We start from the raw sequence: 14,532 nt of genomic DNA, 5'->3' as shown, positions 1-14,532 counted from the left end.
ATGGCAACCACCAAACTCCAGACCGAAATTTCGAAGTTCATGAGCTACGCGCTAAGGCATGCACCGCATGAGGCTGGCCTGGCTCTGGACTCTGAAGGGTGGGTGCCTTTTGACGATTTGAAAAAGACGGTTCTTGACCGCTTCGATGTCACCGAAGCCGATATCCTCGAAGTGATCGAGTCCAATCCAAAGAAGCGCTTCACGCTGCTGGGTGATCGTATCCGCGCAGCGCAGGGCCACAGTGTCACGGTGGATCTGGCGCTGAATTCGGCGACGCCACCATCGAAGCTGTTTCACGGAACATCGCTCGAAAGCTGGTCGGCAATCCAAAGTTCAGAACTGAATAAGATGCAGCGCCATCATGTTCACCTGTCTCCGGATATAGAAACGGCCAAAATCGTCGCGACGAGACGCAAGGGTGACTACATCATCCTTGAAATCGACGCGGCGCGCATGCATGCGGACGGTCATTCTTTCTTTGTCAGCGACAATGGAGTATGGCTCACCGATCACGTTCCAAGCCAGTATCTTTCGCCTCTTGCGGGACCAGCATCATGAAATCAGCAGTCGTCCAACTCCCCGGCCTCAATCGTGATCGCGACATGATCGCGGCTCTGACCAAGATTTCCGGCCATGCGCCCGTGACTGTCTGGCAGACCGAAACCGAGATCCCGGATGTTGACCTGATCGTTATTCCCGGCGGCTTCTCTTACGGCGATTACCTGCGCTGCGGCGCGATCGCAGCGCGCATGCCGATCATGCAGGCGATCAGGGACAAGGCCGACAAGGGCGTCAAGGTTCTCGGCGTCTGCAACGGTTTCCAGATCCTGCTGGAAGCCGGCATGCTGCCCGGCGCGCTGATGCGCAACGCCTCGCTGAAATTCGTCTGCCGCGAAGTGAAGCTCGAAGTGGTGAACGCCGATACGGAATTCACCAGCGCCTATGCCAAGGGTCAGGTCATCCGCAGCCCGGTCGCGCATCATGACGGCAACTATTTCGCCGATGCCGACACGCTGAAGGCGATCGAAGACAACGGCCAGGTGGTCTTCCGCTATGCCGAAGGCACCAATCCCAACGGCTCTGTCAATGATATTGCCGGCGTCATCAACGCCAAGGGCAATGTCCTCGGCATGATGCCGCATCCGGAAAACCTGATCGAAGCGGCACATGGTGGCAATGACGGCCGCGGCTTGTTCGCCTCGGCACTCGGCGTCATCGCCGCCTGATAAATCGCCGAGCCGGGCGTCAACATCATAAAATCGGCGTCGTTGCGCAAAGCAGCAGAGCGCCGACGAATGGTCAGTTGGTGACTGTGGCAAAGCCAGACCTAACCGCTTCACTGGAAAGAAATTGATGCGCCCTCGCCTCCCGACAGGACTTTACTCCGCCGCTGCCATCGCGATGCTTGGGCCTCTCGTCACCTCTTGCGCCGGTCCGCGCACTCCGAGCATCGTCGCGACCGATCGCAGCGCACTGTCGACGATGGAACGCGTCATGCTCAATGCCAGCGCCTGCTGGTTCAAATCGTCGGACCCGGCCTTTGCGGGTTACCAGCTTTCTCCGGAACTCAATTCCTTTACCGGTCGCCCGCGCATTCTCGTGGTCGACAAGAAGCATCCGACCGGCCGGCCGTCACTTGTTGTCCAGGCGGAAGGCAATCCGGCCCAATTGCAGGCCTTCGGTCCGATGATGGGTGGCGCTTCCGGCGGCCGTATCACGGGCGACGTCAATCGTTGGGCTGCGGGTTCGAAAAACTGCACCTAAGGCCATCGGCCTGAACTCATCCCGCATTCTGCGACACCGCAGCCGACGCATGACGGCCCTCAACTTCAGGGATCATTGTCATGGATAGATTTGTCATTCTTTCAGGCTGCTCGGGTGGGGGCAAATCGACCTTGCTCGAAGCGCTCCGGCTTCGCGGACACCATGTTGTCGAAGAACCGGGCCGGCGCATCGTTACGCAAGAACTGGAGAGCGGCGGCTCGGCGCTGCCCTGGGAGGATTTGACCGCCTTCCTGCGCCGGGCGATCGATATGTCACTCGCCGATCGTGACGCGGCAACCAAGCGCGCCGGTATCGTTTTCTTCGACAGAGGATTGATCGATGCTGCGTCGGCGCTTCAGCACATCACCGGCGAACCGGCGCTGGCCTCCTATGGCCAAAAGCATCGCTATAACAGCCATGTCTTCCTCACGCCGCCCTGGCCGGAAATATATGTCGGTGACCATGAGCGCCGACACGATCTATCCGCCGGCATTGCCGAGTATGACCGGCTGTGCGCAGACTATCCCAAGCTCGGCTACGGGCTGCATATTTTGCCGAAGATCGACGTCGACGCACGCGCCGACTATGTGCTCTCAGCGCTGGGCCTGCTTTGATAACGGCAGCTCCGATGACAGCGGACATTCCGCGACGACCGATCAATCCCAGAAGAACGATTTGTTGGCTTCGGTATTCGCTTCGCGGCGCGTGAGACCGATGTCCCGCAGCTGATCATCGGTCAGCTCCCGCAGAACCCAGCGGCCCTCCCGCTTCTGCATCCACAGAAGAAGGGTCACCCAAAGCCGGCACATGGGGTGCGACTTTGGCCGTGTCGCTCCACTCTCCGCATTCGCCGCGCAAATTGTATCAATTGTACTCATCTCAAGGCCTATAAGGTTGAATCAATGTTCATGCGCCTAGCCAAACGACACAATTGACTCATAGTATTGACTCCCATCTCGAGACAATCTAGGAAATTGTCATTATGACAAATTGGCTCCCTGACATTTCCAGTGGCAATGGACCGGTCTATATCCGCGTTGCCGACAGCATCGAAAACGCGATCACGCATGGTGTCCTGCCTCCCGGCACCAAGCTGCCGCCACAGCGCAACCTTGCCTATGACATCGGCGTAACGATCGGTACGGTGAGCCGCGCTTACGCACTGGTGCATGAGCGCGGCCTCGTCGCAGGCGAAGTCGGTCGCGGCACCTATGTGCTGGAGCGCTCGAACGGCAAGCAGATCGAGCAGGTGGATCCGATCACGCAGGCGCTGGCCGGCACACGCGGGCTGAACACGCCCGATGCCAAGATACGCTTCGACACGACGGCCGCTCCCGATATCGGCCAGGGCGAGATTATCGGAAAGCTGTTTGCCGACATCAGCTTGGATCATCGCTCGGAGATCTCATCCTATTCGCGGAACTTCCCCGGGAGCTGGTTCGATGCGGGCCAGATCTGGCTTGCTCGCAATGGCTGGAAGCCTGCAATCGAAACGGTCGTGCCGACGCTGGGCGCCCATGCCGGCGCCATCGCCGTCATTTCGGCCGTGACGTCGCCGGGCGACAAGATCGTCTTTGAGAATCTCACCTATACGCAGATCAGCCGCGCAACGCGCCTTCTCGGTCGCCGCTCGATATTGGTCGATTCCGACGAACACGGCATGATCCCGGACGATTTCGAACGACTGTGCCAGCAGCAGCACCCTCGCCTCGCGTTCCTGATGCCGACGGGCCACAATCCCACGCTGGTGACGATGCCCGAGGCGAGGCGGCGCGCAATCGCTGCCATTGCCCGCCGCCACAGCGTCTGGCTGATCGAGGACGATCTCTATGGCGGCATGACCGGCGACCAGAACCCGCTAATGGCCACCATCGCACCGGAGCGAACCTTTGTTGTCAGCAGCCTGGCGAAAGCGGTGACGGCCGGCGTGCGCGGCGGCTGGGTCGCCTGCCCGCCGCATTTCGCGCAGCGCATCAAGGTCACCCATAAGATGACCACTGGCGGCCTACCTTTCATTCTGGCGGAAACCTGCGCGCGTCTCGTGCTGGAAGGTCACGCACTCGAATTACGCCGCAAGTCGATCGAGGAAATCAAGGCACGCGAGCGGATCGCACGGGAGGCATTGGCTGGCTTCGAATTCAATTCGCATCCACACCTGCCATTCCTTTGGCTGAAGCTGCCTGAGCCTTGGCTTTCCGGCACCTTCAAGAATGCTGCCATTGCCGACGGCGTGCTCATTGATGACGAGGACGAGTTCAAGGCCGCCAGGATGGAGAAAGTCTATCACCGCGTTCGAGTCGCCTTTTCCTCGCCACGGCAACGTGAAGATGTCGAGGCCGGCTTCATGACTTTACGCCGGTTGCTGGAAAATGGCTCATCGGGTTATGATAGTCACATTTAAGCAAGACTTTTAGTTTATCGACAGAGATCTTGCCGAATCCAAGTTCAGCCGTCTCGACTCCTAGCTCCCTACCATTCTATGAATATTGCGGGATTCGCCCGCCATTCAGGGGGAGTGCATGGCTATTGACAGCGTTTCAGCATGCAGTTCGCGTAAGCGTTTAGCCGCGAGTTTTCTAGCAATCAGCACGGTATTCGCCACAGGTGCATTCGCAGCGACCGCGGCAGATCAGGTAACGGTCGCCGCCGGCCCGAAGGTCTTCGACGAATTGCGTTTCGGCGCAAGCGGCTCGATCCAGACCGGATACGATCACGAAAAGGGCATATTTCCGGACGTCCAGGTGCTTTTCAATCCGTTCGGCTACAATCCGACGGCCGATTGGAAAGACCAGCTGATGTATCCGCGCATCCACTTGGGGACATCGATCGGCACAGCGGGATCGGCGACCCAGGTTTATAGCGGTCTCTCCTGGACGCTCACTCACAGCAACGGTATCTTCACAGAACTTGGCTTCGGCGGGGCGGTGCACACCGGCAATCTCGACGATTGGCAGGATCATGGCCCGATGCTCGGCTGTCGGCTGCTGTTCCACGAATATGCCGGCCTCGGATACAATTTCGACAACCACTGGAACGTGATGGCGCAGATCGCGCATTCGTCGCACGCCAATCTTTGCGACGGCCCGAACGGCGGCATGACGCGTGTCGGCCTCATGGTCGGCTACAAATTCTGATTGATAGGAGCGGCCGCGAATGGCCGCCCCCTTCATTCGGCGATGACAAGTGCCGGCGTCCTGTGAACGCCGGTGATTTTCCTGTCGCACGACGGGGAGACTTGCGCTAAAGAGACCCCGATCCCCTGACCGGCCTTCAAACCCTTTACAGGCAAGGACACTCGAGCGCCCATGACCATTTCCAATACGATCCAGATCACCCCCGAACTGATTGCCGCCCATGGCCTGAAGCCGGATGAGTATCAGCGCATTCTGGATCTGATCGGCCGCGAACCTTCCTTCACCGAACTTGGCATCTTCTCGGCGATGTGGAACGAGCACTGCTCGTACAAATCCTCGAAGAAGTGGCTCCGCACGCTGCCGACGAAAGGTCCGCGCGTTATCCAGGGCCCGGGCGAAAATGCCGGCGTCGTCGATATCGATGACGGCGACTGCGTCGTCTTCAAGATGGAGAGCCACAACCACCCGTCCTATATCGAGCCCTATCAGGGCGCTGCGACCGGCGTCGGCGGCATCTTGCGCGACGTCTTCACCATGGGCGCCCGCCCTGTCGCTGCCATGAACGCACTGCGCTTCGGCGAGCCCGATCACCCGAAGACCCGCCACCTCGTCTCCGGCGTCGTCGCCGGTGTCGGTGGTTATGGTAACTCCTTCGGCGTTCCCACAGTCGGCGGCGAAGTCGAGTTCGACGCGCGCTACAACGGCAACATTCTGGTCAACGCTTTTGCGGCCGGCCTTGCCAAATCCAATGCCATCTTCCTGTCTGAAGCCAAGGGCGTCGGCCTCCCCGTCGTCTATCTCGGCGCCAAGACCGGCCGCGACGGTGTCGGCGGTGCGACCATGGCGTCGGCCGAATTCGACGAATCGATTGAGGAAAAGCGTCCGACCGTTCAGGTCGGCGACCCCTTCACCGAAAAATGCCTGCTGGAAGCCTGCCTGGAACTGATGCAGACCGGCGCCGTCATTGCCATTCAGGACATGGGTGCCGCCGGCCTCACCTGCTCGGCCGTCGAAATGGGCGCCAAGGGCGACCTCGGCATCGAACTCGAGCTCGACAAAGTGCCGGTGCGCGAAGAGCGGATGACGGCCTACGAAATGATGCTGTCGGAAAGCCAGGAGCGCATGCTCATGGTGCTGCAGCCGGAAAAAGAAGCTATCGCCAAGGCGATCTTCGTCAAGTGGGGACTGGATTTCGCGATCGTCGGCAAGACGACGGACGATCTGCGCTTCCGCGTCATTCATCAGGGCGAAGAAGTCGCCAACCTGCCGATCAAGGATCTCGGCGACCAGGCTCCGGAATATGACCGCCCATGGCGGGAATCCGACAAGCGCGCCGCCCTGCCCGCTGACCTCGTGGCGCCTCCGGAAGATTACGGCCAGGCGCTGCTGAAGCTCGTTGGTTCCGCCAATCAGTCCAGCCGCCGCTGGGTCTACGAGCAGTACGACACGCTGATCCAGGGCAATTCGCTGCAGCTTCCCGGCGGCGATGCCGGCGTCGTGCGTGTCGAAGGCCATCCGAGCAAGGCTCTGGCCTTCTCCTCCGACGTCACGCCGCGCTATGTCGAAGCGGATCCGTTCGAAGGCGGCAAGCAGGCGGTCGCCGAATGCTGGCGCAACATCACGGCAACCGGCGCCGAGCCGCTGGCTGCCACCGACAACCTGAATTTCGGCAATCCCGAAAAGCCGGAGATTATGGGCCAGTTCGTCGGCGCCATTAAGGGTATCGGCGAAGCCTGCCGGGCGCTCGATTTCCCGATCGTCTCCGGCAACGTCTCGCTTTACAACGAAACCAACGGCGTCGCGATTCTGCCGACTCCGACGATTGCCGGCGTCGGCCTGCTGCCGGACTGGAAGACGATGGCTCGCATCGGTTCCGCGTCGGAAGGCGATCACGTCGTCATGATCGGTCTCGACGGCAGCCATCTCGGCTCGTCTATCTATCTGCGCGATATCATCGGCTCGACCGACGGCCCCGCGCCGGAAGTCGATCTCTTCGCCGAGCGCCGCAACGGTGATTTCGTGCGCTCCGCCATTCGCAACGGCCAGGTCACGGCTTGCCACGACATTTCCTCCGGTGGTCTGGCACTCGCCCTTGCCGAAATAGCGATGGCATCGCGTAAGGGCCTGCGCATCGATCTCAGCGAAGGCCGGACGCAGCCGCATGCGGCACTGTTCGGTGAAGATCAGGCGCGTTACGTCATCGCGGTTCCGGCCGATGTCGCCGATTTCGTCTGCATCAATGCAGAAAGCGCCGGCGTGCCCTTCCGTCGTCTCGGCACGGTCGGTGGCGACGCGCTGGTTGTCGATGGTCTGTTGTCACTTCCGGTTGAACAGTTGCGCGAAGCGCATGAATCGTGGTTTCCTGCCTTCATGGATGGCAGCGCCCTCGCTGCCGCTGAATAGATTGAGGTACCACTTATGCCCATGAACCCCGGCGATATCGAAGACATGATCAAGGCCGGCATTCCCGGCGCCAAGGTAACGATTCGCGACCTGGCCGGGGATGGCGATCACTATGCTGCAGAAGTTGTCGCGGAAGCCTTCCGCGGCAAGAGCCGCGTGCAGCAGCACCAGATGGTCTATGATGCCCTGAAGGGCAATATGGGCGGCGTGCTGCACGCCCTTGCGCTACAGACCTCAGCGCCCGATTGAGAGCGCCTGCGCCTCGTCGCCGGAGTTGAATGTCAGCTCCGGCATTTTCCTCAGGGAAAACTCAGCGAAATGCGAGGTCGGCAGCGGGCCGGCCGTCGTCAACGTGAAATCGAAGAACGCTTTCACATCCGGGCCGAGCACATATTGCCGGTGAACCCGCAGAAAATCGCGCTTGATCTTGGCATAGTGTTGCGCTGTCAGCATCTGCTTGAAACGCACGAAAAGGATCGACGCCTGCTCGGCATCCGGATGCCCGCAAACGGCGGCAACCTTCGCTTTGTAGAAATGGATCGCATCGGTCAGACAGTGAATGTCGAGCCAGAAGATCTCCCTGCAGCGCGCGATCAATCCGACGCGTGCGCGCAGCACCGAGGCCGGACGCATGAGGGCACATTGCAGGATGGCGCTGCCAAGTGTCATGAACACCACTTGTTTGCCCTGCAGCAGTCCCGGCTCCCGCTCCAACAGCAGACCGATCACGTGTGTCGCAACGGATGAGCCCATGCTGTGCGAGGAGATGACGAATTCGTCGACGTCGGGTTCTTCCAACGCCTGCCGCACACTAAGCGCGCTCGCCTCCAGCCATTGCTCGGCAGCGAGCCTGTTCAATCCAGCCATTGCCACCGCCATCTCCCAGTCGGAGAACAGGTGCAGCGTATGCAGCTTCTCCGCCTGCGGCAGAAAAACGTAGACGAAGAACGCAACCGCCAAGGCAATGCTGCCGATATGGCTCCAGGATGGCAAGCCGAACAGGAATGGTGCCAAGGCGATGGAGAGGCTAATCGCCAACCCGCAAAGCATCAGCAGAAACGGAAAAATAAAGAACAGGCCGAAACGCCACGCATGGCGAAAATAGCCGACCATGCCGCCGCTAAGGGCGACCCTCGCCGCCGCAAGATAGCCATTCAGCAATCGTATGAAGAATGGCCGGCCGTTCAGCGCGGCAACCAAATCATTGTGATCGACGATATGGACGCGGCTTTGCGTCTGCCAATCCGCCGCCGCCGCAACGACGTCGAAATAGGGCGCGCGTCCGAATTTTTTCAATTCGTCGACAGAGGCGGAAAAGTTCCATACGGCCGCGCTCTGGCGAGCCGAACGCTCGTAACGAGCCCGATGCGCGGCAGCATCCAACGGCTCGAAGCCAGGGAAGTGGAGAACCACCCTCTTCTTGATCCTGTTCATATTTTAGTCTGTCCCCGGGGTGCGCCAGTACATCGATGAATGCTGGACGTCAGCCAAGACCACGGGCTGCCGGCTTTTTCATGGCAACACAAGACAAATCGTCTAAAAACAAAAAGATAAGATCAAGTACTCGGCGGCAAGGTGCCTCGCCCCGCGAATGGACATAGCTCGGCCTTGCGCCCTCTCTGGATCACCATGCGGTGACGATATTGAGCTATATGAATATTAGCATTCCCGGCGTGGATACGGAGAAACCTCAGCACAAGAGTCCAAAGCCGGTTCGGTCATAATCTTCTGTACGATCGACGCGACGGCCGGTTGCTGCGTTGGGGTGATCGAGGCTCGGTAGCCGAAGACGACACTCAGAATGAGCACGATTGCGCTCACGGTTACCGTGCTGTTCAGCACCGAGGCTCTTGGCGTACGGACATGCTCATAATATTCCCGTTCGCCTTCGCTCGTATCGTCAGAACTATAGAATTCCCGTTCCTCACCAACCTGCCCGTCAGAATAGTGATGGTGGCTCATGGTGTTCGCTCCCTCAAAAAATGCGAATGCCGTGCTCATAAGGGACCGATACGTGCCAAATCGCATCAATCGACGAACTCTAACAAACAAACCGGCCGCATGTAAATTCAGTAGCAGCCTAATCTTATTCGTCCCTTATGTTTTCCCCATATGCGTTGTTCGCCTATCGAGTTGAAGAGCCGTTTTCAAAACGCACTGTTCAGAAAAAAATGCCAATGAACCATTTTCGCCGTCTTCCTTAACAGCGCCACCCGGAATCATTCATGCGATGAAAAAGAAGACGACGACGTTTTGCCGCTGGAAATCACGTCGGTCGCTTGCTATTTAGAGAACGGATTTTAACGCTGCGGACCTTGACTCCGCATGTGAAAGGAACTGGACATGAGCGGCATTCAGGAATTCATCGCCAACGAAGTAAAGAACAACGACGTCGTTCTCTTCATGAAAGGCACGCCCCAGTTCCCGCAATGTGGTTTCTCGGGCCAGGTCGTGCAGATTCTTGATTATATCGGTGTGGACTATAAGGGCATCAACGTCCTTGCCGACGCCGAGATCCGCCAGGGCATCAAGGACTACTCCAATTGGCCGACCATCCCGCAGCTCTATGTGAAGGGCGAGTTCATCGGCGGTTGCGATATCGTCCGTGAGATGTTCCAGGCAGGCGAGTTGCAGCAGCATTTTCAGGAAAACGGCATCAGCGTTCGCGGCGCCGCCTGACCGGTCACCGGGCTCTTCGTCCGGTTTCCATAGTCCAGTTCGATCGATCAGGCGCTGCTGCCGAGCAGCGCCTTGATATGTTTATGGGAATAATACCGTGACGACTTCATCCCAGGCTCTGTCCCATGGGCAACTGCCCATGGGCAAGCGCGAGTTTATCGCACTTGCGGCCTTCCTGATGGCAACCAATTCGCTTGCAATCGACATCATGCTCCCTGCCCTTCAGCAGATCGGCTCCAGCCTTGGTGTGCTGAACGAAAATCATCGCCAGTTCGTGGTGACGGCCTACCTGATCGGCTTCGGTGGTGCACAGCTCATCTACGGTCCGCTGTCGGATCGTTTCGGCCGTCGCTTGCCGCTGCTGATCGGCCTTGCAATCTACGTTGTCTCCGCTTTCGGCATCGCGCTCATACCGTCCTTCGGCGGTCTGCTCGCCCTTCGCTTTATCCAGGGCCTGGGCTCGGCAGCAACCCGCGTCATTACCATTTCCATCGTCCGTGACGTCTTCGGCGGCCGCCTCATGGCCGAAGTGATGTCCCTGATCATGATGGTGTTCATGATCGTTCCGGTCATCGCGCCGGGAAGCGGCCAGATCATCCTGCTGGTCAGCACCTGGCACATGATCTTCGTCTTTATCGGCGTCATGGCGATGCTCGTGGGCGCATGGATGTATTTCCGGCTTCCCGAGACACTGAAGCCGGAAAACGTGCGTCCGCTGACGATCAAGTCCGTCGCATCGGGCTTCAAGATCGTTCTGACGAACCGTGTTGCGCTCTGTTACACCATCGCCAGCACGTTCCTTTTCGGCGCGCTGTTCGGCTTCATCAATTCCGCGCAGCAGATCTACAACAATATCTACGGCCTCGGCGCCTATACACCGCTGGCGTTCGGCGGCGTGGCGGCTTTCATGGCACTCTCGTCCTTCGTCAACTCCCAGTTCGTCGGTAGGTTCGGCATGCGAAGGCTGTCGCACACGGCGCTGCTCGGCTTTGTCGGCATCACCTTCTGTTGGCTGCTGGTGCAGCTATACGGACCGTCACCGATGCCATTCCCGCTGTTCATGATCTTTTTCGCGCTGGCCATGTTCCAGTTCGGCTGGATCGGCTCCAATTTCAACTCTCTCGCGATGGAACCCCTCGGCCACGTCGCCGGCACGGCATCCTCCGTACTCGGCTTCATGAGCACGGTTGGCGGCGCGTCGATCGGCGCATGCATAGGGCAATTTTACAACGGCACGGCAACACCGATGGTCATCGGCTATTTCACCGTTTCCCTCATCGGCGTCGTCTTCGTGCTGATCGCCGAAAAGGGAAAGCTGTTCCGCCCGCACAATGCGCCGCCGCCGGCTGACCAGTCCCTCGCTTTGCATTGATAGGCAAATTCATATGACCCCGCCTCAAGAACAGAAAACATCGGCGCCAACTGGCGCCAACCGCATCGGCCTCGGCATCGTCGAGTTCATCATCACGATTGCCCTGATGACGGCGAGCATCTCCATGGGCATAGACAGCATGTTGCCGGCACTGCCGAACATCGGCCAGTCGCTCCATGTCGCCAATCCCAATGACACCCAGCTCGTCATCGGCGTCTATTTCCTCGGCTTCGGCATTTGCCAGCTCTTCTTCGGCAGCCTGTCGGACACCTATGGCCGGCGGCGCATCCTGCTCGGCGGCCTGGCCTTCTATACGGTGACGCTATTTGCTGCGGCCTGGAGCGGCAGCCTTTTCGCACTGCTCGCGATGCGCTTTGCACAGGGCGTCGGCGCCGCGGCCGTGCGCATCACGACACTGGCGATTGTCCGCGATTGCTTCGGCGGCCGCGAAATGGCGCGCGTCATGTCCTATGTCATGATCGTCTTCATGATCATGCCGATGGTAGCGCCTTTCGTCGGCCAGGTGATTGTTGCCTATTCCAATTGGCAGTGGATCTTCATCCTGCTCGGCATCGTCAGCGCCGGCCTCGTTCTGGTGGCCTTCTTCCGCATGAAGGAAACGCTGCCGAAGGAAGAGCGCCTGCCGCTCTCCGTCGCCTCCGTTCTTTCCGGCTTCAAGACGGTTCTGACGAACCGCATCACCTGCGGTTACATGATCGGACTTACGCTCTATACCGGCGTGATCTGCTCTTACATCGTCTCGGTGCAGCAGGTATTCGGCGAAGTCTACGGTCTCGGAGATTCGTTCCCGATCGCCTTTGCGGCGACGGCTGCCGGCACGGCCGTCGCGCAGTTCGCAAACGGCTATTTCGTCCGCAGCTTCGGCATGAGACGCATATCGCATGCCGCGATGATCATCTTCACCGTTCTGGGCGCCATCGGCTACGTCGCAGGCATGTTCGGCCAGCCGAGCTTCACGTTCATCTATGTGCTGATCTCGGTCATGCTGATGATGTTTGCGGTCATCACCACCAACTTCATGGCCATCAGCCTGGAGCCGATGGGACACCTGGCGGGCACGGCGGCTGCGATCACCAGCTCGGTCTCAACCACGGTGGGCGTTCTCCTGGGCGGCATCGTCGGCCAGATGTTCGATGGGACCGCCCAGCCGATGATCGCCGGTTTCACCATATTCGGTGCACTAACGATCCTGGCAACGCTATGGGCCGAACGGGGCAAGCTCTTCACCCATCCCGGCGATACGCCGGCGCTGGAGCCGGGCATGGGTCACGTCTAGTCCGACGGGCCGCCAATATTGGACGCGTAATCCTAGACGCGGCTGCGTGGGCGGCTTACCCAGCGCAGCGCAGCTGCGATACCGAGCCCGAGCAATGGCAGGATTGCCCATGGCGTTCCATGCCATGTGAAGAGATTGATCATGACGATGCCGACACCGGTAACGGCAAGAGCGGCAATGGCCGTATCGATCTGCTTATTGCTACGAACAAAGCGAAGCGCAGCCACCCATGCAATGGCGAGGATTGGCCATTTGGCCCAGAACTCTCCGTGCCAGCTCAGCCCATTGAGCATGGCAAGACCGATGCAGATGACTAGCGGCACGCCAAAGCTCCGCCGCCAATCTTGTATCACGGGCTCGCCGATAGAAGCCTCAGGCGCGCGGTAGGGTTCCGGTGCGGCCCGATAGTCCGAAGTGGTGTCGGCAACCTGCACACCGCCGACCCGCACCGCATAGCTCGGCACGCCACCGTCGATATTCTTGACATCCAGCTGGCCGAGAAAATCGAAGCCGACCGCAACCTTGTTGCGGACCTGATCGTAAACCGTGTTGGAAATGACAATGCCGCCGGCAACAGCGCGCGATTGCAATCGCGCAGCTATGTTGACGCCATCGCCATAGAGATCGTTGCCATCGGCAATCACGTCGCCCAAATTGAGGCCGATACGGAAAAGCATCTGCTTCTCAGCGTCCATGGCGGCGTTGTACCCGGCCAGCTCGTTCTGAACGTCGATCGCCGCCCGCACCGCTTCGACAACGCTTGGAAATTCTGCAAAAACGCCGTCACCCCAGGTATTGATGACCCGACCGCCACGCGCCTCGATCAGCCTTTTCATGGCGTCACGATAGCGGCGGAGGGTCGCAAGCGTACCCTCCTCGTCCCTTCCCATGAGGCGCGAATAATCCTGCACGTCGGCGCAGAAAATGGTGGTAAGCTTGCGGCTCGTTTCGGACATCTGCCTCATCCTTTGGCAAGGGCCGACCAGGCTGCTTGCCTATGCGGCAAGGATAGCCCGCCCGGCTCCAGTTTCCAAGTAGCCGCGTTGCGGGTCCGTCACACGGTGAAGACTTCGCGACGCAGCAATTCCCAGGATCCCTTGTCCACCGCGATCAGCAACCCACCGTCGAGATGATGCGGCAGATAGGGCGTGCCGTCGAAACGGCGCACATAGGCACCAGCTTCCTGCGAGATCAGCGAACCGGCCAGATGATCCCAGGGCATCAGCTTGTTATACATAAGATAGTGAACGTGGCCGCCGGCAAGCGTGCGATATTCATGCGCGGCGCATCGATAGTTAGTGGAGTAGCGGACCTTGGCGAGATTGCCCATGATCTCCGCCCGCTTCTCCTTCGGCAGGAAGCCTGTCGACGCCATGCCGACCATGTCCTCCAGTGCCACGGCCTGCGTGGTTTTCAGGCGTAGCATTTCGCCGTCTGGGCGGCGCAGCCATGCGCCGCCGCCGCGCTCGGCAAGCACCCAGTCGTCACCCATCGGATCGAAGATGATGCCGGCGACCGTCTCTCCCTTGGAGATGACCGAAGCCATCACACCGAAAGCGGGAATGCCGGAAGCAAAGTTGAAGGTGCCGTCGACGGGGTCGACGATGATGGCAAGATCGGCGTCCTTCAGCTTGTCGAGCAGCGCCGGGTCGGCCGCGACGGATTCCTCGCCGATGAACAAGGCTTCCGGCCAAAGTCGCGAAACCTCGGCCTTCACCATCCGTTCGGCACGCTCGTCAGCCTCGGTGACCAGATCGGTGGCTTCGCTCTTGGCGCGAACGTCGTCACTGCCGAGCCTGCGGAAACGTGGCAGGATCTCCGTCTGCGCCGCGCGGCGCAACACATGGGCAAGTGTGGTAACGTCAACCAGCGAAGTCATGATT

Annotated in this window: 16 protein-coding genes; 11 read left to right on the top strand and 5 right to left on the bottom strand. The window is 59.5% G+C overall.

What is annotated here, in order from left to right:
* The 4 genes from GGD46_RS12425 (at position 1) to GGD46_RS12410 (ending at position 2,378) form a co-directional block, all read left to right on the top strand.
* Complete coding sequence (locus tag GGD46_RS12425; protein ID WP_184704150.1) at positions 1 to 558, top strand: RNA 2'-phosphotransferase; 558 nt, start codon at positions 1 to 3, stop codon at positions 556 to 558.
* Positions 555 to 1,226 (top strand): phosphoribosylformylglycinamidine synthase subunit PurQ, encoded by a 672-nt coding sequence (gene purQ / locus GGD46_RS12420; RefSeq protein WP_184704148.1) that lies wholly within the window; start codon positions 555 to 557, stop codon positions 1,224 to 1,226. The genes GGD46_RS12425 and purQ overlap by 4 nt, the downstream gene beginning before the upstream one ends.
* 127 nt (positions 1,227 to 1,353) lie before the next feature.
* Entirely contained in the window at positions 1,354 to 1,764 is a 411-nt protein-coding gene (locus GGD46_RS12415) for a hypothetical protein (RefSeq protein ID WP_184704146.1), read from the top strand.
* 80 nt (positions 1,765 to 1,844) lie between these two features.
* The gene (locus tag GGD46_RS12410; RefSeq protein ID WP_184704144.1) at positions 1,845 to 2,378 is read left to right on the top strand and encodes an AAA family ATPase; all 534 of its coding nucleotides are present in this window, start codon (positions 1,845 to 1,847) and stop codon (positions 2,376 to 2,378) included.
* 42 nt (positions 2,379 to 2,420) lie between these two features.
* Here GGD46_RS12410 and GGD46_RS34485 read toward each other — a convergent pair whose 3' ends face one another.
* Complete coding sequence (locus GGD46_RS34485; RefSeq protein ID WP_409527679.1) at positions 2,421 to 2,558, bottom strand: DUF1127 domain-containing protein; 138 nt, start codon at positions 2,556 to 2,558, stop codon at positions 2,421 to 2,423.
* Positions 2,559 to 2,746: 188 nt separating this feature from the next.
* On the opposite strand from GGD46_RS34485, the gene GGD46_RS12400 reads away from it, so the two are divergent.
* From GGD46_RS12400 to GGD46_RS12385, 4 genes are all read left to right on the top strand, one after another.
* A complete protein-coding gene (locus GGD46_RS12400) occupies positions 2,747 to 4,165 on the top strand; it encodes a PLP-dependent aminotransferase family protein (protein ID WP_184704141.1) in 1,419 nt (472 codons plus the stop codon).
* Positions 4,166 to 4,283: 118 nt separating this feature from the next.
* A complete protein-coding gene (locus GGD46_RS12395) occupies positions 4,284 to 4,898 on the top strand; it encodes an acyloxyacyl hydrolase (RefSeq protein ID WP_184704139.1) in 615 nt (204 codons plus the stop codon).
* A gap of 171 nt (positions 4,899 to 5,069) precedes the next feature.
* A complete protein-coding gene (purL, locus tag GGD46_RS12390; RefSeq protein ID WP_184704137.1) occupies positions 5,070 to 7,301 on the top strand; it encodes a phosphoribosylformylglycinamidine synthase subunit PurL in 2,232 nt (743 codons plus the stop codon).
* Positions 7,302 to 7,316: 15 nt separating this feature from the next.
* Positions 7,317 to 7,550, top strand: coding sequence for a BolA family protein (locus tag GGD46_RS12385; protein WP_004108912.1), 234 nt, complete (start codon positions 7,317 to 7,319; stop codon positions 7,548 to 7,550).
* On the opposite strand, the gene GGD46_RS12380 is transcribed toward GGD46_RS12385, so the two are convergent.
* Positions 7,536 to 8,735 carry a hypothetical protein gene (locus GGD46_RS12380; protein ID WP_184704135.1) on the bottom strand — a complete coding sequence of 400 codons (1,200 nt, stop codon included), beginning with the start codon at positions 8,733 to 8,735 and terminating at the stop codon, positions 7,536 to 7,538. The genes GGD46_RS12385 and GGD46_RS12380 overlap by 15 nt on opposite strands.
* Positions 8,736 to 8,960: 225 nt before the next feature.
* A complete protein-coding gene (locus GGD46_RS12375; RefSeq protein WP_184704134.1) occupies positions 8,961 to 9,263 on the bottom strand; it encodes a hypothetical protein in 303 nt (100 codons plus the stop codon).
* Positions 9,264 to 9,644: 381 nt separating this feature from the next.
* Between GGD46_RS12375 and grxD the strand changes: the two genes are divergently transcribed.
* The 3 genes from grxD to GGD46_RS12360 all read left to right on the top strand — a co-directional run bounded on the left by grxD (position 9,645) and on the right by GGD46_RS12360 (position 12,649).
* Complete coding sequence (gene grxD, locus GGD46_RS12370) at positions 9,645 to 9,980, top strand: Grx4 family monothiol glutaredoxin (RefSeq protein WP_184704132.1); 336 nt, start codon at positions 9,645 to 9,647, stop codon at positions 9,978 to 9,980.
* Positions 9,981 to 10,119: 139 nt separating this feature from the next.
* On the top strand, positions 10,120 to 11,352 hold the full coding sequence (locus tag GGD46_RS12365) for a multidrug effflux MFS transporter (RefSeq protein ID WP_184704280.1): 1,233 nt from the start codon (positions 10,120 to 10,122) through the stop codon (positions 11,350 to 11,352).
* 13 nt (positions 11,353 to 11,365) lie between these two features.
* Positions 11,366 to 12,649, top strand: a complete 1,284-nt coding sequence (locus GGD46_RS12360) for a multidrug effflux MFS transporter (RefSeq protein ID WP_184704130.1) — start codon at positions 11,366 to 11,368, stop codon at positions 12,647 to 12,649.
* 32 nt (positions 12,650 to 12,681) lie between these two features.
* Here the strand turns inward: GGD46_RS12360 and GGD46_RS12355 are convergent, their stop codons facing one another.
* Positions 12,682 to 13,605, bottom strand: coding sequence for an adenylate/guanylate cyclase domain-containing protein (locus GGD46_RS12355; protein ID WP_184704127.1), 924 nt, complete (start codon positions 13,603 to 13,605; stop codon positions 12,682 to 12,684).
* A gap of 98 nt (positions 13,606 to 13,703) precedes the next feature.
* Complete coding sequence (locus GGD46_RS12350) at positions 13,704 to 14,528, bottom strand: inositol monophosphatase family protein (RefSeq protein ID WP_184704125.1); 825 nt, start codon at positions 14,526 to 14,528, stop codon at positions 13,704 to 13,706.
* Between the last annotated feature and the right edge of the window lie 4 nt (positions 14,529 to 14,532).

This window comes from Martinezella lusitana, from assembly GCF_014207095.1.
Classification (GTDB): domain Bacteria; phylum Pseudomonadota; class Alphaproteobacteria; order Rhizobiales; family Rhizobiaceae; genus Rhizobium; species Rhizobium lusitanum_B.
This window is presented reverse-complemented; position numbering and strand designations above follow the sequence as displayed.